Annotated in this window: 19 protein-coding genes and 1 tRNA gene; 10 read left to right on the forward strand and 10 right to left on the reverse strand. The window is 59.8% G+C overall.

Going from position 1 to position 20,482, the window contains the following annotated elements; translation table 11 throughout:
• Nucleotides 1-148 precede the first annotated feature (148 nt).
• Both NLU14_RS14405 and prlC read right to left on the reverse strand, forming a co-directional pair.
• Nucleotides 149-400: a YheV family putative zinc ribbon protein gene (locus tag NLU14_RS14405; protein WP_275707669.1), complete on the reverse strand. Its 252-nt coding sequence runs from the start codon at nt 398-400 to the stop codon at nt 149-151.
• Between the two features lie 129 nt (nt 401-529).
• The gene (prlC, locus tag NLU14_RS14410) at nt 530-2,575 is read right to left on the reverse strand and encodes an oligopeptidase A (RefSeq protein ID WP_275707671.1); all 2,046 of its coding nucleotides are present in this window, start codon (nt 2,573-2,575) and stop codon (nt 530-532) included.
• Between the two features lie 208 nt (nt 2,576-2,783).
• Here prlC and NLU14_RS14415 point away from each other — a divergent pair, with 208 nt between their 5' ends.
• The 3 genes from NLU14_RS14415 (at nt 2,784) to NLU14_RS14425 (ending at nt 5,528) form a co-directional block, all read left to right on the forward strand.
• A complete protein-coding gene (locus NLU14_RS14415; RefSeq protein ID WP_275707673.1) occupies nt 2,784-3,326 on the forward strand; it encodes a gamma carbonic anhydrase family protein in 543 nt (180 codons plus the stop codon).
• Nucleotides 3,323-4,942: a sulfatase-like hydrolase/transferase gene (locus NLU14_RS14420; RefSeq protein WP_275707675.1), complete on the forward strand. Its 1,620-nt coding sequence runs from the start codon at nt 3,323-3,325 to the stop codon at nt 4,940-4,942. Before NLU14_RS14415 ends, NLU14_RS14420 begins: the two co-directional genes overlap by 4 nt.
• Nucleotides 4,943-5,072: 130 nt before the next feature.
• On the forward strand, nt 5,073-5,528 hold the full coding sequence (locus NLU14_RS14425; RefSeq protein WP_275707677.1) for an Hsp20/alpha crystallin family protein: 456 nt from the start codon (nt 5,073-5,075) through the stop codon (nt 5,526-5,528).
• 32 nt (nt 5,529-5,560) lie between these two features.
• Here the strand turns inward: NLU14_RS14425 and NLU14_RS14430 are convergent, their stop codons facing one another.
• The 8 genes from NLU14_RS14430 to NLU14_RS14465 all read right to left on the reverse strand — a co-directional run bounded on the left by NLU14_RS14430 (nt 5,561) and on the right by NLU14_RS14465 (nt 12,378).
• Nucleotides 5,561-5,878, reverse strand: coding sequence for a PA4642 family protein (locus NLU14_RS14430; RefSeq protein ID WP_275707679.1), 318 nt, complete (start codon nt 5,876-5,878; stop codon nt 5,561-5,563).
• 125 nt (nt 5,879-6,003) lie between these two features.
• Nucleotides 6,004-6,807 carry a flagellar motor protein MotB gene (locus NLU14_RS14435; RefSeq protein ID WP_275707841.1) on the reverse strand — a complete coding sequence of 268 codons (804 nt, stop codon included), beginning with the start codon at nt 6,805-6,807 and terminating at the stop codon, nt 6,004-6,006.
• A 33-nt stretch (nt 6,808-6,840) separates the two neighbouring features.
• Entirely contained in the window at nt 6,841-7,614 is a 774-nt protein-coding gene (locus NLU14_RS14440) for a MotA/TolQ/ExbB proton channel family protein (protein ID WP_275707681.1), read from the reverse strand.
• A gap of 97 nt (nt 7,615-7,711) precedes the next feature.
• Nucleotides 7,712-8,539, reverse strand: coding sequence for a shikimate dehydrogenase (aroE, locus tag NLU14_RS14445; protein WP_275707683.1), 828 nt, complete (start codon nt 8,537-8,539; stop codon nt 7,712-7,714).
• Complete coding sequence (gene hemF, locus NLU14_RS14450; protein WP_275707685.1) at nt 8,532-9,458, reverse strand: oxygen-dependent coproporphyrinogen oxidase; 927 nt, start codon at nt 9,456-9,458, stop codon at nt 8,532-8,534. Before hemF ends, aroE begins: the two co-directional genes overlap by 8 nt.
• A gap of 8 nt (nt 9,459-9,466) precedes the next feature.
• Complete coding sequence (gene tsaC, locus NLU14_RS14455; RefSeq protein ID WP_275707687.1) at nt 9,467-10,042, reverse strand: L-threonylcarbamoyladenylate synthase type 1 TsaC; 576 nt, start codon at nt 10,040-10,042, stop codon at nt 9,467-9,469.
• 26 nt (nt 10,043-10,068) lie between these two features.
• On the reverse strand, nt 10,069-11,235 hold the full coding sequence (gene dprA, locus NLU14_RS14460; protein ID WP_275707689.1) for a DNA-processing protein DprA: 1,167 nt from the start codon (nt 11,233-11,235) through the stop codon (nt 10,069-10,071).
• A 126-nt stretch (nt 11,236-11,361) separates the two neighbouring features.
• Nucleotides 11,362-12,378 (reverse strand): LysM peptidoglycan-binding domain-containing protein, encoded by a 1,017-nt coding sequence (locus tag NLU14_RS14465; protein WP_275707691.1) that lies wholly within the window; start codon nt 12,376-12,378, stop codon nt 11,362-11,364.
• A gap of 374 nt (nt 12,379-12,752) precedes the next feature.
• Between NLU14_RS14465 and def the strand changes: the two genes are divergently transcribed.
• The 7 genes from def to NLU14_RS14500 all read left to right on the forward strand — a co-directional run bounded on the left by def (nt 12,753) and on the right by NLU14_RS14500 (nt 20,421).
• Complete coding sequence (gene def, locus NLU14_RS14470; RefSeq protein WP_275707693.1) at nt 12,753-13,256, forward strand: peptide deformylase; 504 nt, start codon at nt 12,753-12,755, stop codon at nt 13,254-13,256.
• A 75-nt stretch (nt 13,257-13,331) separates the two neighbouring features.
• Nucleotides 13,332-14,267, forward strand: a complete 936-nt coding sequence (fmt, locus tag NLU14_RS14475) for a methionyl-tRNA formyltransferase (protein WP_275707695.1) — start codon at nt 13,332-13,334, stop codon at nt 14,265-14,267.
• The gene (gene rsmB, locus NLU14_RS14480; RefSeq protein WP_275707697.1) at nt 14,268-15,569 is read left to right on the forward strand and encodes a 16S rRNA (cytosine(967)-C(5))-methyltransferase RsmB; all 1,302 of its coding nucleotides are present in this window, start codon (nt 14,268-14,270) and stop codon (nt 15,567-15,569) included.
• Nucleotides 15,566-16,969 carry a Trk system potassium transporter TrkA gene (gene trkA / locus NLU14_RS14485; protein ID WP_275707699.1) on the forward strand — a complete coding sequence of 468 codons (1,404 nt, stop codon included), beginning with the start codon at nt 15,566-15,568 and terminating at the stop codon, nt 16,967-16,969. Before rsmB ends, trkA begins: the two co-directional genes overlap by 4 nt.
• A 127-nt stretch (nt 16,970-17,096) precedes the next feature.
• A complete protein-coding gene (gene glyQ, locus NLU14_RS14490) occupies nt 17,097-18,122 on the forward strand; it encodes a glycine--tRNA ligase subunit alpha (protein ID WP_275707701.1) in 1,026 nt (341 codons plus the stop codon).
• A gap of 2 nt (nt 18,123-18,124) precedes the next feature.
• Complete coding sequence (glyS, locus tag NLU14_RS14495; protein ID WP_275707703.1) at nt 18,125-20,206, forward strand: glycine--tRNA ligase subunit beta; 2,082 nt, start codon at nt 18,125-18,127, stop codon at nt 20,204-20,206.
• Nucleotides 20,207-20,344: 138 nt separating this feature from the next.
• A tRNA-Pro gene (locus tag NLU14_RS14500) sits at nt 20,345-20,421 on the forward strand.
• Nucleotides 20,422-20,482 lie beyond the last annotated feature (61 nt).

Below are 20,482 nucleotides of genomic sequence, written 5' to 3' on the forward strand. Positions count from 1 at the left end.
ATGGTTTAAACCGGAGGGTGTTGGGGTGCTTTCTGCCGGGAAAAAGGTGTCTGAGCGCAGCGAGTTCTTTTTCCCAGAAGAAAGCACCACGACGCCCTCCAGGCCCCCAGAACCAGCATGCTACAAAAGGAGGGCAAACTCCTAGGCATCAGTCGTCCTTGGAAGAAAAGAACACCACCTGTTTGACCGTGTGGTCGTCCTCGTTGCCGCGTTTGTTGACGCGGGTTTCCAGCTCAGGGTTGGCCGGAGGCGTGGGAGCATCAGACACCGCGTCGGTGAAACCACAGGCCACGCATTCGCGGACCTGGTCATCATCGTCGGTGGTGAACATCATGATCTTGTCCATCTCCGCACAGCGGGGACAGACAGCGCCGGCGATGAAACGTTTGGGGGTCGGCATGGGGATCTCCGTGTATCAGAGTTTGGTTGTCGGATTACGGCTTCGCCCAATCCGACCTACCATGAACTCGAGCCTTTCGTAGGTCGGGTTAGGCGAAGCCGTAACCCGACAAACCCGTTTCCTGTCAAATCACGCAGCATCGTCCGTAATACCACTCTGTTTCAACAACGCATCCACCTGCGGCTCTCGACCACGGAATGCCTTGAAAAGTTCCATCGGTTCCTGGGAACCGCCTTTCTCAAGGATGTTCTGCAGGAAGGCCTTGCCGGTTCCCGGGTCGAAGATGCCCCGTTCCTCGAACAGCGAAAAAGCATCCGCCGCCAGTACCTCCGCCCATTTGTAGCTGTAATAGCCCGCCGCATAGCCGCCAGCGAAGATGTGGGAGAAGCTATTGGGGAAGCGGTTGAACGAGGGTGCTTCCACCACCGCGATTTCGCTGCGTACCTTGCGGTGCATGTCCAGGGGGTTGGTGGGTGCCTCCGGGGAAAATTCCGCGTGCAGGCGGAAGTCGAACAGAGAGAATTCCAGTTGTCGCACCATCGCCATGCCGGACTGGAAATTCTTGGCTGCCAGCAGTTTCCTCAGCAGGTCTTCCGGTAATGGCTCTCCGGTTTCGTGGTGCGAGGCAATCAGGGCCAGGGAGTCCGGGTTCCAGCACCAGTTTTCCAGGAACTGGCTGGGCAGTTCCACCGCATCCCAGGCCACGCCGTTGATACCGGATACGTCCAGTACATCCACCTGGGTCAGCATGTGGTGCAGGCCATGGCCGAACTCGTGGAACAGGGTGGTGACTTCGTCATGGGTCAGCAGCGACGGCTTGCCGTTCACCGGCGGTGTGAAGTTGCAGGTCAGGAACGCCACCGGCAGCTGCAGCTGGCCACGCAGGTTGCGCCAGCGTACCCGGCAGTCTGCCATCCAGGCGCCGCCGCGTTTGCCCTGGCGGGCGTACAGGTCAAGGTAGAACCAGGCCAGTGGCTCGCCGTTACGGCTGATGCAGTAAGCGGTGGCATCCGGGTGCCAGGTTTCCACGTCCGGTTTGGCCTCGATCTGAACGTCGAACAGTTTTTCAGCCACGGCGAACAGGCCGGGCACCACCTTGTTCACCGGGAACCAGGGGCGTAGGGTTTCCGGGGAAATGTCGTAGCGTTCCTGGCGCAGCTTTTCGCTGTAATAGCCGATATCCCAGGCCTGAAGGTCGTCAACGCCATGGGTATCTTTGGCAAACGCCTTCAGATCGGCAAATTCCTGCTCGGCCATGGGCTTTGACTTGGCCGCCAGCTGGTTCAGGAAGTCCAGAACCTCGTCCACGCTGCGGGCCATCTTGGTGGCCAGGGAGCGCTCGGCGTAGTTGTTGAACCCGAGCAACTGCGCCATGGCATGGCGGCGTTTGAGGATTTCCGACATCACCGGGGTATTGTCCCAGGTGCCAGCGTCCGGGCCCATATCGGAAGCGCGGGTGACGAACGCCTCGTAGACTTCCCGGCGCAGGCCCCGGTTGTCACAGTAGGTCATCACCGGGTAAAAGCTGGGGAAATCCAGGGTGATCACGTAACCGTCGAGGTCTTTCTGCTTCGCTGCCTGCTTCGCGCCGTCGAGCGCAGATTCGGGAACACCCGCCAGTTCTTCCACATTGGTGATGTGCTTGAACCAGTGCTGGGTGGCATCCAGTACGTTGTCACTGAAGCGGTTGGACAGCTCCGATAGCTCCATGGACAGATTGGCGTACTGTTCTTTTTTCTCCTGGGGCAGGTCGACACCCCCAAGATGGAAATCCCGCAGGGTGTTGTCCACCGACTTGCGCTGGGCTTCGCTCAGCGCCTTGTATTCATCGCTTGCTGCCAGCTTCTTGTAGGCTTCGCAGAGCTCCGCGTTCTGGCTCAGCTCGGTGCTGTATTCAGTCAGTTTTTCCAGGCAGTTCTTGTACACCTTACGCAGGTCGTCACTGTTCATTACACCGTTGAGGTGGGAAATCACGGACCAGGCGCGTTCCAGCCGGTCTTCAGTCGCCTGCATTGGTTGCGCCAGGGTTTCCCAGGTGGGATCGTCCTGCTGTGCCAGCTGTGAGATTTTCATGCGGTTTTCGCTGAGAATCTGGTCGATTGCCGGTTCCATGTGCTCGGTGCGAACATGGTCAAATCTCGGCAACAGGTCATCGGTCAATAACGGGTTGTTCATAAGTCCCCTTCTCAGCCATTAATTTGTAGGGTAGCTTCGAGTGCTAAACTTCGGGGTAAGGCACCTGTGGGGAGGCCTTTCCAAAACACGCTCCTTCGGCACATCCATGTGACGCTTGGACTCCGCCATCCATGGCTCCGTACAGTTTTGGAAAGGCCTCCCCACAGGTGCCCCGAGCCTCCGGGTAAACGCTATATAGGTATATGTAATGTCGAATGTACGAACACACAAGGGTAACACGCCACAATTTGGAGAACGCGCCTGGATTGATCCCAGTGCGGTGGTCATCGGGGACGTCCAGACAGGGGATGACGTTTCCGTCTGGCCAATGACGGTAGTGCGCGGTGACATGCACAAAATACGCATCGGCGACCGCTGCAGTGTCCAGGACGGATCCGTGCTGCATATCACCCACGCCAGCGACTTCAATCCCGGTGGCTGGCCGTTGATCATCGGGGATGACGTGACCGTTGGCCACAAGGCACTGTTGCACGGCTGCACCGTGGGCAACCGGGTGCTGGTTGGCATGGGCTGCATCATTATGGACGGCGCCGTGGTGGAAGACGAGGTGATTGTCGCCGCCGGCTGCCTGGTACCGCCGGGCAAGACACTGGAGTCCGGTTACCTGTATGTCGGATCGCCCTGCCGCCAGGCGCGGGCGTTGTCGGATCAGGAAAAGACCTTTTTTAAATACACGGCGGCCAATTACGTCAAACTCAAGGACGAATACCTGAAAGAGATTTGTGATTGAAGCGACTGCTTTTTACCACGATTCTGCTTAACGGCCTGTTTCTGGCGTTGCTGCTGCCTCACTACCCGGGGATGCCGTGGGTAGCGGCAGAGGCGTTGCTACTGTGCGGGCTGTTTGCGCTACTACCAGGTGGCGTAGGCAAGCGCGCCGGCGCGGTGGCTGTGGGTTCGTTGTACGGTCTACTCGCTTTCTTTGCGCTGAGCGACCTTCTGGTGCGCGAAAGCATTGGGCGGCCGTTCAATCTCTATCTTGAGTTCGACGTTGCAGGTTCCGTGTTTGACCTTATGCAGAGCAATCTGGGAACCACTCTGTCGGTGATACTGATTGTCATGGTCCTGGCCAGCTTTGTGGGGTTGGCTGTTTGTGTAGGCCGCTTGTTGGTGCAGGTGGGCCAGGGCGTTCCCCACCGTACCGCAACAGCGACAACCACTCTGGGCCTCGTTGCACTGGTTGTCGCTTCCCTGCCGCAGCCATTCGTGGGCCTGAGTGCGGCCCGTACAGCCGCTCAGCAGGTCGAGTTGGCCATGGATACCCATCGGTCAACGGTGTCTTTCCGGCAACATCTGGAGGATAACCCCGAAGCCGTGCAATCCCAGCCATTACAGAAGCTCGGAGAAACCGATGTGATTCTGGGGTTCATCGAGTCCTATGGCATTTCCTCGGTCACGGATCCTCGTTATGGGGCACTGATCCGGCCGCGCCTGGCGCAAATGGAACAGACCCTGGCGGACGCCGGCCTGCACATCGTGACGGGCCGCCTGCGGTCCCCCGTTCAGGGTGGCCAGTCCTGGCTGGCGCACACCACGCTGCTCAGCGGCCAGTGGATCGACACCCAGCTTGATTACGAGATATTCCTCGCCAGTGACTACCCTACACTGATTGATGACTTGGCCAATACTGGCCATGACACGGTAGCGGTAATGCCCGCCATTACCAGGGACTGGCCGGAAGGTCGCGCGTTCGGCTATAACCGGATCTACCAGTCAACCACCATGGACTACCGCGGGCCGGCCCTGAACTGGGTAACCATGCCGGACCAGTACACCTGGTCGTGGTTTCAGCGCCAAGTACGGGAGCGAGTGGATAAACCGGTTTTCGCGGAAGTGGCACTGATCAGCAGCCATGCTCCCTGGGTACCCGTGCTCCCGGTACTGGATGACTGGGACAGCATTGGTGATGGTGAGGCCTTCAATCGCTGGAAGGATGCCGGCGAAGCCCCCGCCAGCCTCTGGAAGGATCCCGAGCGTGTGCGCCAGCACTACGCCCGCTCCGTGGACTATGCCCTGAACGTAGCCACCGAATATGCCAAACGTCACGTGGATAACAAAACCCTGCTGGTGCTGACCGGCGACCACCAGGCAGCCCCACTGATTACCGGCGACGATGCCAGCAGGGATGTCATCGTTCATGTCATCAGTGCCGACCCCGATTTACTGGTCCCGTTTGTCGGCAACGACACCAGCCCGGATGGGTTGCACGGTTTCCGGTGGGGCGCACACCCGCAAAACGATCTGGAAGGGCCGGCCATGGCCCGCTTCAGGCCTTTTCTTCACCGGCACTTCAGCCTTCCTTCGGTGTCCGCAAAAATTTCAGCCAGCAACCCTATTGAAAAATGACCGGTCGGTCCTACATTCGAAAATAGCAGAAGTTCACGGAAACCATCCGGCTGGCGCCACCGGTATGGAGCTGTTCCGCGAGCGAAGCTGACACCAAAGTGTGATTTCAGATTCGTAGGAGGAGTTTCATATGGCTAACATAACCCGTTGGAATCCGGTCAGTGAATTTGACGACCTGATGAACCGTTACAACCGGCTGTTCGGCCTGGCACGCGGCAATGGCGAACGGGAAGGCAAGGATCTGTTCAGCCGCAGCGACTGGGCACCGGCTGTGGATATCAAGGAAACACCGGAAGCCTTCAACATCGAGGCGGAGCTACCAGGCATGTCAAAGGACGATGTGAAGGTAACCGTACAGGACGGTGTGTTGAGCATTCAGGGTGAGCGCAAGCATGAGGAAGAAACCAACGACAGAAAGCACCATCGCATTGAGCGGGTCTACGGTAGCTTCCTGCGCCGCTTTACCCTGCCGGAAAACGTGGACGAAAACAGCATCCGGGCCAATTTCAAGGACGGCATTTTGTCCCTCACGCTGACCAAGGCCGAGCCGGCTGAACCCAAGGCCATTGAGGTGGACGTTCAGTAAACCGGCAAGGCTGGCAACGGCAGAGCCGGGGCTCAGTTCCCGGCGTCTGCCGTTGTTTTCGCTCCGGCTTTCCTGAGTGTCTCTGCGTAGGCGGTGCTGCGACGATGCCGTGATACCAGGTCGAGGATGGTTTCACCATTCCCATCCACGGCGTTAAGGTTCCGCCCCGCTTCCACAAAGAAACCGACAAAACGCTCGAAGTCTTCCGCAATCATGGCCTGGTAGGCCTTGATCAGGGCATTGAAGTCGGCATCGATGCTGCTGTCGTAGGGCGTGATCGCCAGGAAACTCTTTACCCGCTCATCACTCCATTCCTCTCCAATGACTTTCGGCTTGTCTGGTCCACTCATATTCGCTCTCTGGCAACGTTGTATTGGTAAATGTGTTCATTTCGGGCTGCACAGTATAAAGATCTGAACGCGCCGGGGTTATATAAATTGACTATGAGGAGCTTCCCGGCAAGCATAAGCCCCTGTTAAGGCATGATTTCCACCGGCAATGCATTGGTATCCAGGCGCTCATCGCACTCCGGGTCCCGGATGGCAATCTCGACCCGTCGGTTCTTTGCCCGGTTTTCCTCGCTGTCGTTGGGCGCCAGCGGGTTGGTTTCCGCCCGCCCTGCTGCCACAACCCGCTCCGCCGGCACCTGGCGATTCATCACCAACTCGTGGACCACTGAAACCGCGCGGGCGGCGGACAGGTCCCAGTTGGAACGATAGCGGCCACTGGATATGGGGCGGTCGTCCGTGTAGCCGGCCACCAGCACGTCGCCGGTGCAGCTGGACAGCACATCCACCACCCGCTCGATGATCGGGATCATCTCCGGCTTGATGGCCGCGTCTCCGGAACGGAAGGTGGCTTCTTCGGAGAAGCGGATGACGACCTGGCTTTCATCGTAATTGACATTCAGCGCTCCCGAAGCCACCTCAGCCTCCAGCTCTTCAATCATGCGGCTGGCCAGTTCGATCACGCCGGCAGGAATTTTGGTGGGGGCATCCGCTCCCGCGCGCTCGTCAATGAACTCGGGTTCGTCAGTATCGGTCTCCATGGGTTCCGGCAGGGACACTGTATCTGACTCGATCAACGTCAGCGGCGAGCCGCCTATCTCCTCGCCAAGCACCTGGTTGCTGCCAAAGGCAACCGCCATGGAATTGGCCATGGCGCGGTATTTTTCAATATCCATTTCCGCAAAGGACAGCAGCAGGATGAAAAAGGTCAGCAACAGGGTGGCCAGATCGGCAAAAGTGACGATCCAGGCCGGGGACCCGCGGCCATGCATTTTCTTTTTGACAGGCTGACGAACAACCAAAACCTACGCCTCCCGCTCCGGCGTAAGGTCGGTGCGCTGCTCCGGTGTCACGAAGGAAGACAGCAGTTCAGTCATTACCCGCGGGTTCTCGCCACGCATGATGTTGCGGATGGACGTGGTGATCAGCACCTGGTTGCGTGCTTCGTCTTCGCCCTTGAGCTGCAGCTTGTCGGCCAGGGGCAGGGCAATCAGCTGGGCGATAAAGGCGCCGTATAGAGTGGTCAGCAGCGCAATCGCCATGGCCGGGCCAATGGACGAGGGATCATCAAGGGTATTGAGCATCTGCACCAGCCCCACCAGTGTGCCCAGCATGCCAATGGCCGGTGCGGACTCGCCGATGCCACGAAACACCCTTTCGGAAACTTCGTAGCGCTCGACCGACTGCTGGGTTTCCTGAGCCAGCGCCTCTTCGACCAGTTCCGGCGGGTGACCATCCACACAGAGGTTTATCGCCTTCTGCAGGAACTTGTTGTTGGTGGCATGGTTCTCCAGGCCCAGGATGCCCTCCTTGCGCACCACCAGAGCCAGCGCGCCCACTTCCCGGATCAGTTCCGCGGGCCGCTCGACACGTTCGGTGAAAGCCGCGGCGAATGCCAGGCGGAAGGCGCTCATCACCGACGGAAGCCGGAACTTGATCAGGGTGACGGCAAAGGTACCACCCAGCACGATCGCCAGCCCGGGAAGGTTGAAGAAGGTAAGTATCGAGGCGTTGGCCAGCATGGCGAGCAGAACAATCAGTATGCCTGCCACCAGCCCCACAAGGGTGAGAATATCCATCAGAGACCTTTAATCAGAAGCCTATAGGGAGACCTTTAGAGAAACCTTAGGGAACCGTGTACACCTGCTGAGCATAGCCCATGCGCCCGGGTTGGGCTTATTCGTTTCGCAATTCGTCGATCACCGGCCGGGTGTCCGGGCTGACACTGCGCCATACCCGGAACGACTCCGCCGCCTGCTCGACCAGCATGCCCAGGCCATCAAACACCCGTATGGCCCCCTGGTCCAGCGCCCACTGGTTAAACGTGGTGGTCTGCAGAGAATACATCATGTCGTAGACGACCGTGTCGGCACCGATCACATTTGCCGAAACCGGCGGCAGGTCACCCTGAAGGCTGGCGCTAGTGCCATTGATGATGATGTCGAAAGCCTCCGCTGGCTGTTCGAACCCACAGGCGTTCAGGTGGGTCTGGCCTGCAACGGCTTCAAACAGAGTGACCAGTCCCTCCGCTTTAGCCACGGTACGGTTGGCAATCACCAGAACCGCAGGCTCTTCCGCCAGTATCGGCCCCAACACGCCGCGAACGGCTCCGCCGGCGCCCAGCATCAGGATACGTTTTCCGGCCAGGGGGATGCCGTGGTTTACCTTCAGGTCCGTCACCAGTCCCTTGCCATCAGTGTTGTCCGCAGTCAGTAAGCCCTTACTGTCCTTATAGAGCGTATTGGAGGCGCCCGCCAGTTCCGCCCGCTCGGTGCGACGGTCCGCTATTTTCCAGGCCTGCTCCTTGAAGGGCACGGTGACGTTCAGCCCCTTGCCGCCGCGCTCGAAGAAGCCGGTTACGGTAGCGGAAAAATCGTTTTCCGGCGCCTGGATGGCGGTGTATTCCAGTTGCTCACCGGTCTGGCGGGCAAACAGGCTGTGAATACGGGGAGATTTGCTGTGGCTGATGGGGTTGCCCACCACGGCGTAAAGGTCGTTATTCATCAGTGGTCTCCAGCCAGTCCCTTCCAGTAAGAAAATAATCCGTCAGCCGCGCCTCTTCCGAGCCCGCCTCCGGCACATAGCTGTATTCCCAACGCACCAGCGGCGGCAGGGACATCAGGATGGATTCGGTGCGGCCGCCGGACTGCAGGCCAAACAGGGTGCCACGGTCGTACACCAGGTTGAACTCCACGTAGCGGCCCCGGCGATAGAGCTGGAAGTCACGCTCCTGATCGCCCCAGGGTATGCCCTTGCGGCACTGCACGATGGGCTCGTAGGCCTCGATAAAGCTGTCGCCCACCGACTGCATCAATCCGAAGTCACGGCCGAAGTCACCGGTGTTGTGGTCATCGAAGAACAGCCCACCCACGCCCCGGGGTTCGTCCCGGTGCTTCAGGTAGAAGTAGTTGTCACACCACTGCTTGTACTCACGATACAGCCGCTCGCCAAAAGGATCACAGGCCGCTTTCGCGACCCGGTGCCAATGCACACAGTCCTCATCAAACCCGTAATAGGGTGTCAGGTCGTAGCCACCACCAAACCAGTACACCGGCTCGGCATTCTCCGGTGTTGCCACGAAAAACCGCACATTGGCGTGAGAGGTGGGCACATAGGGATTGAGGGGGTGCATCACCAGCGACACCCCCATGGCCTGCCAGGGCGCGCCCGCAAGGTGGGGACGGTGTGCCGTGGCCGATGCAGGCATGGTCTCGCCCATCACATGGGAGAAGTTAACGCCGCCTTTCTCGAACACCCCACCGTCGGTGATCACCCGGCTGATGCCGCCACCACCCTCGGGCCGGTCCCAGGCATCGGTTTCGAAACTGCCCTTGCCGTCAACCACCGCCAACCGCTGGCAGATCTGTTCCTGCAGGCCGAGCAGATACTCTTTCACGGCATGGCTGTCGGGTTGTTGTGGCATGGGGTCTCCTAGCGCAGTTGTTTTCCGCTGACGATATCGATGATACGGCTGGGCTGACGATTACCGCCCAGCTCTCCCGGCACCAGCCAATCCAGCTGCCCCTTGAAATACCGGCGCACCTGCCAGGACGTCCGTGCCGGCTGGCGACCAGCAGGATTACAGGAGGTGGATACCAGGGGAAAGCCGACCGTCTCGCACAGGGCGCGCACTACCGGATGACCACTCACACGCACGGCGATGGAACTGTGACGGCCCCGAACCTGTTCCGGGATCTGCCTCAGGACATCCGGCAACAGGCAGGTTACCGGGCCGGGCCAGTGGGCCAGAGCCTTGTGCTGCTGCTCCGGCGGCAACGGGTCCAGCAGGAACCGTACCTGATCGACAGAGGCCGCCACAAGGATCACGCCTTTCTCCACCGGACGTTGTTTGAGTTCGAGAATGCGATCCACCGCCTCCGCATCCCAGGGATCGCAGCCCAGGCCCCAGACCGCTTCGGTGGGATAGGCAATCACGCCGCCACCCAGCAGGGTGCGGCGGGCGCAATGAAGGTGCCAGTCAGACAGGGGTTGCTGTGGTTTTTTCATGGAGTCTTCAAGTCAATACACGTGGCTCAGGCAATCCGCTGGAACCCACCGGGCGCAGCATCCACAAGCCCCTGTAGTTCCAGGAGAAGTAGCGACTGCATCAACTGGTCGGCGGGAAGGCCGGTCACTGAACACAAATCATCGGTTGACTGCGGATCATACCCTAAAGCCTCCAGCACCGCGATTTCCCGGGAGTCCAGGCCTGCGGTGGCCGGTGTCTCCTTTATTGTGCCGGAGGGCGATTCAGCGTTCTGACCGCTCCACCAGGCTCCCAGTTCCTCACAGATGTCATCCACGGTTTCGACCAGCTTCGCCCCCTGCCGGATCAGGTCATGGCAGCCCCGCGCCAGGGGATTGTGAACCGATCCAGGAATGGCGAATACTTCCCGCCCTTGTTCAAGCGCCAGGCGGGCGGTGATCAGGGAGCCGCTTTTCAGCCCTGCCTCCACCACCAGGATGCCCCGGGTGAGGCCACTGATAATCCGGTTGCGGCGGGGGAAGTGCCCTGCCTTGGCAGAGGTTCCGGGCGGGTATTCAGACACAATAACGCCGTCACCGGCAATGCGTTCACTGAGCGTGCGATGACGATAAGGGTAGGGCCGGTCAACACCATTGCCAATCACCGCCACCGTTGGAAAACCGGCATCCAGGGCGCCGGCATGGGCCGCGCCATCCACACCCAGGGCCAGCCCACTGGTGACCAACAACCCTTTCCTGCCCAGGGCAGCGGCGAATGACCGGGCATGTTCCAATCCGGCGCGGGTGGCATTGCGGCTGCCAACAATACCGATCTGTTCCCGCCCCAGCAGGGCACGATCACCCCGAACATAGAGCACCAATGGGGCGTCGTGAATGTGTTTCAGGGGGCTGGGGTAGTCGGCATCGGCCATGGTGAGGATATCGGTGCTGGTTCGCAGGCAATCCCGATAAACACTCCCTGCACCGGCGACAACCGGGTGGGCGGTATTCCGGCGGCGCCAGGCTTCAAGGGCCTCCACCGTTTCCGCCGCCAGCCCCAGTGCTTTCAGGGTGGCCGCATTGTGGGTCAGGAGATCATGAAGATCCGGGAGCTGTTCGAGAACCGCCTGCTGGCGGCGGGCACCGAATTTCGGCAGGCAGGACAGGAATATCCAGAATCCGCTTTCCGACTGGAACAGTTCCTGGTCCGATGGGGCAACACTAGAGAGGGGCATGGCATCCTTCCGTGGATCAGATTTTGGTAACAGGCCTCGCCTTCCTGACGGGACAGGTTTGAATTATGCCATAAAAAAAGGAGCCGGCGGTGCGGGCTCCTTTTTTCAGCATCAGCTATCTGCCCGTCAGGGGTTGGTCACCTTGTCACCCACCGACAATGGGCGGGTGGCCTGCAGGATAAGGCCATAGCTCATTTTCTCGTAGGTCTGGAACACCATCATCAGCCCTGCACGCTCGGAGGGCAGTTCGATGGTCTCATTGGTGACCGGGTCCCGAACCAAGTTGCCACTTTTCAGGACAGCCATGACATTACCGGGCTTCAGGCCTTCGCGCTCTCCACGGTTGATGGCAACTACATCAAACTGACCGATCTGGCTCACACCACCGTCGACCGAAATCATCTCAGCCTCAATCTTACTATCCGGTGAACTCGGCACAAAGCTGGTGGTAATACGGCGCTCTTCACCCACCAACAGGCGGTCTCCGATGCGGACTTCCTCGCTGGACTGCTTCAGACGGAGGGTAAGCACATCGTCGTTTTCCGCAATCACTTCGCCGCGGGCTATACTGCGGGCTTCAAGGCCCAGGAATTCCCCGGTTTCCGGGTCCCGGAATTCCTTGCTGCGGCGGAACACGCCTAAATTGTCAGCCGGCTTCTCACCACGGGCGTAGATGCGGTCGCCAGCACCGGTAATAATGCGGCCATCCTCGCCCTCCAGCACGTAAGGCGCTCCATTGAGCTCCTCAACGTCAACGATTCGGGTGTCGGTCAGGAAACTGCTGATCGCATCCAGCGGTATGGCGGGAATCGGCGTGTCGATGGGCTCGGACCTGACCTTCGGCGACAACTTTACTACCCGATCACTGGACACCTTGGTGACGCGGGGCTTGCCGTCGATGTAGACCAGCGCCAGCTCGTCACCCGGATAGATCAGGTGAGGGTTCTGAACCTGTGGATTCACATGCCAGATTTCCGGCCAGTACCAGGGGTTATTCAGAAAACGAGCGGAAATATCCCACAGGGTGTCACCCTTCACGACAGTGTAACGCTCGGGATGATCGGACCTCAGCTCCGGGGCGGCCTGGGCCCAGGAGGTTAGCAGCAGCATGCTTGCTGCCAGAGCGTACAGCAGTTTCCTCATTGTTTAAGTCCTTGATCGCGTGCCTTGAATCGATAGATTCTGTTCTTGGTATGCAGCCGGTAATCTGCCTTTTATACCACTACTATAGAAGATGTCTCGCAAATTGTGATGTTATCTTTTGTTCTTCCAGTAAATTCTACGTTACGGTCGAGAGCTTTTAACTATCAACTGATCAGTTTGTACTCAATGAGCGAGTTGAGGGATAATAGCACTATAAACGGCAATAACCCGTTGAAACCGGCTCTTTCATCCCGATCATAATAGTCACGGGATGGAAAAATGCGCAGTACGCTGTCGCATTTCGGAGACTGTATTCACACCGTTACAAAAGATAACGGTGAAAGTCAGATTCAAAGACCAAAAGTACGAGCGCCATGATACTAGAAATTCTGGAATACCCGGATCCCCGCTTGCGCACGATCGCCAAGCCTGTGGACGAGGTGACCGACGAGACCCGCAAGCTGATCGACGACATGTTCGAGACCATGTACGATGCGCCCGGCATTGGCCTTGCGGCCACCCAGGTCAACGTACACAGGCAGATCATCGTGATGGATCTGTCCGAGGACAAGAGCGAACCACGGGTATTTATCAACCCGGAAGTGGAAGTGCTTGAAGGCGAACTGGAAGACATGCAGGAGGGCTGCCTGTCCGTACCGGGTTTTTACGAGGATGTCTCGCGCATTGAGCATTGCATGATCAAAGCCATTGACCGGGACGGTAAGCCGTTCGAGCTGGAGGCCCGCGGCTTGCTGGCAGTCTGCATCCAGCATGAGATGGACCACCTTAACGGCAAGCTTTTCGTGGACTACCTCAGTTCCCTGAAACGCACCCGGATTCGCAAGAAGCTGGAAAAGCTCCACAAGAAAAGCGCCTGAAGCCAGGACAGAGTAAACCGGGACCGGGTGCAAACCCGGTCTTTTTGTATTCAACGGACCAGGAAACCATAGCCCGTGCGACTTGTTTTTTCCGGCACCCCCGATTTCGCAGCCACCGCGCTGAAGGCCTTGCTTGCAACCCGTCACCAGGTGGTTGGTGTGTACTCCCAGCCTGACCGGCCCGCCGGTCGTGGCCGCAAACTGACCCCCACCCCGGTCAAGCAGGTGGCCCTGGACGCCAATATTCCCGTATTCCAGCCCCAGTCCCTGAAAACCGCAGAGGCTCAGCAGGAACTGCGGGCGCTAGACGCAGACGTAATGATCGTGGCCGCCTATGGCCTGATCCTGCCCCGGGCTGTGCTGGATACCCCACGCCACGGTTGCCTCAACATCCACGCCTCGCTGTTACCCCGCTGGCGTGGTGCCGCCCCGATCCAGCGGGCCATTGCCGCCGGCGACCGCGAAACCGGCATCACCATCATGCAGATGGACGCCGGGCTGGACACCGGCGAGATGTTGCTGAAGTCCATTACCCCTATCACCGAAAACGACACCGGCGGCAGCCTCCACGACCGCCTGGCGGACCTGGGCGGTGAGTCCATCGTCAAGGCACTGGAACACCTGGAAAAGGGCGAGCTGAACGGCGAAATCCAGGACGAGTCACGGGCCTGCTACGCCAGCAAGCTTAGCAAGGAAGAAGGTCATATCGACTGGACCCTGGATGCCTCCGCCATCAGCCGGCTGATTCGTGCCTTTAATCCCTGGCCAGGCACCTACACCGACCTGGACGACATGCACATCCGCATCCACCAGGCCGAGGTTCTGGACGACACCAGCGACAAACACCCCGGCACGGTGATCCGCCGCGACCGGGACGGCATCGACGTTGCCTGTGGCCTCGAATCCCTGAGGATCACCCGCCTGCAACTGCCCGGCTCACGCCCGCAATCGGCCAACGATCTGATCAACGGTGGCAAGGAGATATTGATGCCCGGCCAGGAGCTGCACTGAATGAATGGCCAGGGCCAGCCGTTGCGGGCCATCGCAGCCCGGGTTCTGCAATCCATTGAGAATGGCCAGTCGCTGTCCCAATGCCTGCCACCGGCACTGAACGACGTTGCCGACAATGAACGCCCGCAACTCCAGGCGCTCTGTTATGGCACCTGTCGCTGGTTCCACCGGCTTGATGCCGAATTGCAGGCCCGCCTGAAAAAGCCGCTACGCAAACCGGACCGGATGGTGCACCATCTGATGCTGGTGGCCCTGTTCCAGCTGCGCTTCAGCCAACAGGCCACCTACGCGGTACTGAACGAAACCGTGGAAGCCTGCCGCACCCTCGACAAACCCCACCTGACCGGACTGGTGAACGGAGTCCTGCGGGCAGCGGAACGGGAAGGGGAGCCAGCGTTACCGGACGACAGCGCTCGTTACAGCCATCCCCATTGGATGCTGGAAAAACTGCGCCACAACTGGCCCGACGACTGGCAGGCCATCCTCGACGCCAACAACGCCCAGGCGCCCATGACCCTGCGGGTAAACGCCCTTCGCTTCAGCCGCGACGACTATCTTCAGCACCTGGCAGACGCCGGCATCGAAGCAAGCGCTACCCGGTTTGCACCTCATGGCATTCAACTGGCCTCGCCCGCACCGGTGGACCGCCTGCCCTGGTTCGCCGATGGTGCGGTCAGTGTCCAGGACGAAGCAGCCCAACTCAGTACCACCCTGATGGATCTGGCACCCGGCCAACGTGTGCTGGATGCCTGCGCCGCCCCGGGAGGTAAAACCTGCGCTATCCTTGAAAGCTGCGGGGGGCTGTCCGAAGTGGTCGCTCTCGATGAATCCGCCGATCGGTTGCCCCGTGTGCAGGAAAACCTGGAACGGCTGGACCTTGTGGCCACCCTGAAACAGGCGGACGCCGCAGACATTGAACAATGGTGGGACCAGCAGCCATTCGACCGTATCCTGCTGGACGTTCCCTGCAGTGCCACCGGCGTGATACGCAGGCATCCCGACATCAAGTTGCTGCGCCGGGAATCCGACATTGTGCCGTTAGCCAGCATTCAATTGGGCCTGCTGGAAGCCATGTGGCAGGTGCTCGCCCCCGGTGGGCGTCTGGTCTATGCCACCTGTTCCGTGTTCCCGCAGGAAAATCACCGTATAATCCGTCGATTCCTGAAACAGCAGAGTGATGCGGCCCTGATACAGCCGAATGTGCCGTGGGGACGTGATATGGAAACCGGCCGCCAGATGCTGCCTGCTCCCGAAAGTCACGATGGATTTTTTTACGCCGTGCTGGAGAAACCTGAACCATGAAGATCCTGATTCTCGGCGCCGGCCAGGTGGGCGGCACCCTGGCGGAAAACCTCGCCAACGAAGCCAACGACATCACCGTGATCGACAGTGACAGCACCCGCCTGCGGGAACTCCAGGATCGCCTGGATATTCGTACTGTCCAGGGCAAGGCGTCCTTTCCCACGGTGCTGAGGCAAGCCGGCGCAGAGGATGGCGACATGCTGATCGCCGTTACCAACAGTGATGAGGTCAACATGGTGGCCTGCCAGGTGGCCAAGTTGCTGTACAAAACCCCAACGACCATCTGCCGGGTCAGGGCCAATGCCTATCTGGCAAAACCGGAACTGTTCTACCAGCGCGAGCAGAAAAAGGACCTGGACAGCCTGCGGGGCTTTCCCATCGACGTCCTGATCAGCCCGGAACACCTTGTCACCAAACACATCACCCGGCTGATTGAATACCCGGGCGCCCTGCAGGTACTGGAATTCTCCAAAGGCCTTACCCAACTGGTTGCCATTCGCGCCACAGAAGGGGGGCCCTTAGTGGGCCACGAGCTGTCTTACCTGCGCACCCATATGCCCAAAATCGAGACCCGGGTGGCGGCCATCTTCAGGAAAGGCCGCGCCATCATGCCCCAGGGCGACACGGTAATTGAAGATGGCGACGAGGTGTTCTTCATTGCCGCATCGGACCACATCCGTTCGGTGATGAGCGAACTCCAGCCACTGGAAAAACCCTACAAGCGCATCTTCATCTGTGGTGGTGGCAACATTGGCCAGCGACTGGCCCACACCCTGGAGTCCCGCTACCAGGTGAAACTGCTGGAGCGCGACCACGAGCGTTGCGTGATGCTCTCTGAAAACCTGCGCAAGACCGTGGTACTGGAAGGCAATGCCGCCAACAAGGACATCCTGCTGGAAGAAAACATCGAGAACACCGATGTCTTCTGCGCCGTCACCAACGACGACGAAGCCAATATCATGGCCTCGCTGCTGGCCAAACGCCTGGGTGCCCGCAAGGTACTGACCCTGATCAACAACCCGGACTATGTCGACCTGATTCAGGGCGGCGATATCGACGTGGCCATTTCGCCCCAGCAAACCACCATCGGCAGCCTGCTCACACACGTGCGCCGTGGTGACGTAGTAAACGTTCACTCACTGCGCAGGGGTGCTGCCGAGGCTATCGAAGCCATTGCCCATGGCGACCACCGGTCCTCCAAGGTGGTGGGCAAGCGCCTTGATGAGATCAACCTGCCGGAGGGCACCACTATCGGCGCCATCGTCCGCCATAGCGAAGTCCTCATCGCCCACGACCACTTGCGGATCCAGCCCGATGACCACGTCATCCTGTTCCTGGTGGACAAAACCCGGATCCGGGATGTGGAGAAACTTTTCCAGGTCGGGCTGACCTTCTTCTAGCGCAAAATCAGGCCTGTGAAGCTGACTTAGAAATACGCGATTGGCAGGCGTATAATGCCCTTTTTTTCCGGAGTGCCCCGGCCAGATGCCCGGGCGCCACACACAGACTGACCAGCAGGCAAACGTCGTGACAGACAAGGCAACTTCCGCAAACACGCCGGACATCAAAACCTTTCAGGGCCTGATTCTCGCCCTGCAGAATTTCTGGGCGCAGCACGGCTGCGTGGTGCTACAGCCACTGGACATGGAAGTGGGAGCCGGCACCTTCCACCCCGCCACCTTCCTGCGCTCCATTGGCCCGGAAACCTGGAATGCCGCCTACGTTCAGCCCAGCCGCCGCCCCACCGACGGCCGCTACGGCGAAAACCCCAATCGCCTGCAGCACTACTATCAGTTCCAGGTGGTGCTGAAGCCATCCCCGGACAACTTTCAGGAGCTGTACCTGGATTCCCTGAAGGCCCTGGGCCTGGACCCGCTGGTTCACGATATCCGGTTCGTGGAAGACAACTGGGAATCACCCACCCTGGGCGCCTGGGGCCTGGGCTGGGAAATCTGGCTGAACGGCATGGAAGTGACCCAGTTCACCTACTTCCAGCAGGTAGGCGGCCTGGAATGCTATCCGGTGACCGGCGAACTCACCTACGGGCTTGAGCGCATCGCCATGTATCTGCAGGGCGTGGACAGTGTGTACGATCTGGTGTGGACCAAAGGCCCGAATGGTGTGGTCACTTACGGCGACGTGTACCATCAGAATGAAGTGGAGCAGTCCACCTACAACTTTGAACACGCCGATACCGAATTCCTGTTCCACAGTTTCGACGTACACGAGCGCGAAAGCGCCCGCCTGATCGAAGCCGGCCTGCCACTGCCCGCCTACGAACAGGTACTCAAGGCATCCCACACTTTCAACCTGCTGGACGCCCGGCACGCTATCTCCGTGACCGAGCGTCAGCGTTTTATTCTGCGGGTTCGCACCCTTGCCCGGGCGGTTGCCCAGGCGTATTTCGACAGCCGCCGCAACCTTGGCTTCCCACTGGCACCGGAGGCACTGCGCAAAGAAATGCTGGCGGCAGCCGAGGCCGCCGATGAAAAGGCCAACGGCAAAAAGGGTAAGAAAGCGAAAAAAGCTCAGCAGGAACAGGGGAACGCATAATCATGGCAACACAGGATTTTCTGGTCGAACTGGGCACCGAAGAACTGCCCCCCAAGGCCCTCAAGCCACTGTCTGACGCTTTTACCCGTGGTATCACCAACGGCCTGGAGGAGGCTGGCATCCGCTTTGGAAAAGTGGAAGCCTTTGCCGCACCACGCCGGCTTGCGGTACGGGTTCGCGACCTGGAAGACGCCCAACCGGACAAGCCCGTGGAAAAACGCGGGCCGGCCGTGAAAGCGGCCTTCGACGATTCCGGTAACCCCACCCGCGCACTGACCGGTTTTGCAACCTCCCTGGGCGTAACGCCAGACCAGCTCGATACCATGGAAACCGACAAGGGTGCCTGGGTGGTCTACCGCACCATCGAGAAAGGCCGACCGACCGTTGAACTGATGCCGGAACTGGTGGACCAGTCCCTGGCAGCGCTGCCGATTCCCAAGCGCATGCGCTGGGGCGCACATCGGACGGAATTCGTGCGGCCGGTTCACTGGGCGATCATGCTGCTCGGCACCAAGGTGATCGAGACCCCGATCATGGGGCTGACGCCGGGGAATAAGACCCGGGGCCACCGTTTCCACTGCCCGAAGTCGCTGATCGTTCCCACCCCCGGTGACTACGAAGTGGTACTGCGTCAGGAAGGGTATGTAACCGCTGACTTCGCCGAACGCCGCGAGCAGATCCGCGACGGTGTGATGGCCATCGCCAGGAAGGAAGCCGGCGGCCAGGCCGTTATTGATGAAGACCTGCTGGACGAAGTTACCGCCCTGAACGAATGGCCGGTGCCTTTGATGGGCCGCTTCGAGGAACGCTTCCTGGAGGTACCCGCCGAGGCGCTGATTTCCTCCATGAAGGAGCACCAGAAATATTTCCACGTTGTCTCTGCCGACGGCAGAATGCTCCCGCTGTTCATCACCGTCGCCAACCTGGAAAGCAAGGACCCGCAACAGGTGATTTCCGGCAACGAGAAGGTGATCCGTCCGCGACTGTCCGACGCTGCGTTCTTCTACGACACAGACCGCAAGACGACGCTGGAAAACCGCATCGATCAGCTCAAACCGATCGTGTTCCAGGACAAACTCGGCAGCATCTACGACAAGTCGGTACGGGTTGCCGCACTGGCCAGGAAGATCGCAGACGCTATTGGCAGCGATCCGCTGCTGGCCGAACGCGCCGCCATGCTGGCCAAGACCGACCTGGTCACCGAGATGGTACTGGAGTTCACTGACCTCCAGGGCATCATGGGCCAGTACTACGCCGCCAACGACGGTGAGAACGAAGACGTGGCCAGTGCGCTGAACGAGCAGTACATGCCGCGCTTTGCCGGCGACGACCTGCCCGCCACCCTGACCGGCTGCGCCGTGGCCATCGCCGACCGTATCGATTCCCTGGTGGGCCTGTTCGGCATCAACCAGCCGCCGTCCGGTACTCGCGACCCCTTCGGCCTGCGCCGCGCGTCCCTGGGTGTACTGCGCATTATCATCGAACGGGAGCTGCCGCTGGACCTGCAGACCTGCTGCGAATGGGCGGCGGAAAACTTCACGATACTGACCGAGCAGAACACCGCCTCCACCGTGGTGGACTACATGCTGGAGCGCTTCCGCGCCCACTATGAAGAGCAGGGCATCAGCGCTGAAGTCTACCTGGCTGTGCACGCCCGCCGGCCCACGCGCCCACTGGATTTCGACCGCCGGGTAAAAGCGGTGGAAGCCTTCCGCCAGTTGCCGGAAGCCCTGGCCCTGGCCGGTGCCAACAAGCGGGTGTCCAACATCCTCACCAAGCAGGGCGGTGACAGCATTGGCGAAACCATCGATACCGACCTGCTTCAGGACACCGCTGAGATCACCCTGGCGGAACAGATCCGCCAGCAGGCCGAAAAGGTACTGCCACTGTTCGAAAAGGGCGACTACGCCACCGCCCTGAGCTCCCTGGCCAGCCTGCGGGAACCGGTGGACAACTTCTTTGACGAAGTGATGGTGATGGCCGAGGACGAAGCCGTGCGTAGCAACCGCCTGGCCATGCTCAACCTGCTGCGGAACCTGTTCCTGCGGGTGGCGGATATCTCGGTGCTGCCAACCGCCGGCTAACCAGGAGCACCGGAGGGCCACCGAATCGGCCCTCCGGTACTCAGCCTGGCATGGCAATCTCAGCAACTGTACGGATGCCGTTTTGTTATCCGGGGGCTGGTAAATAACCGCCCAATCCGTATAATACCGGCCGTTGATCGGCGTGTGGCGCAGCTTGGTAGCGCACTTCGTTCGGGACGAAGGGGTCGCAGGTTCGAATCCTGCCACGCCGACCACTTTCCCGCATTGCAGTCCCTTCTTTACGACGAAATCCTCCCCTTTAAGCGACTCATTTCT

Source organism: Marinobacter iranensis, assembly GCF_029207565.1.
GTDB lineage: Bacteria > Pseudomonadota > Gammaproteobacteria > Pseudomonadales > Oleiphilaceae > Marinobacter > Marinobacter iranensis.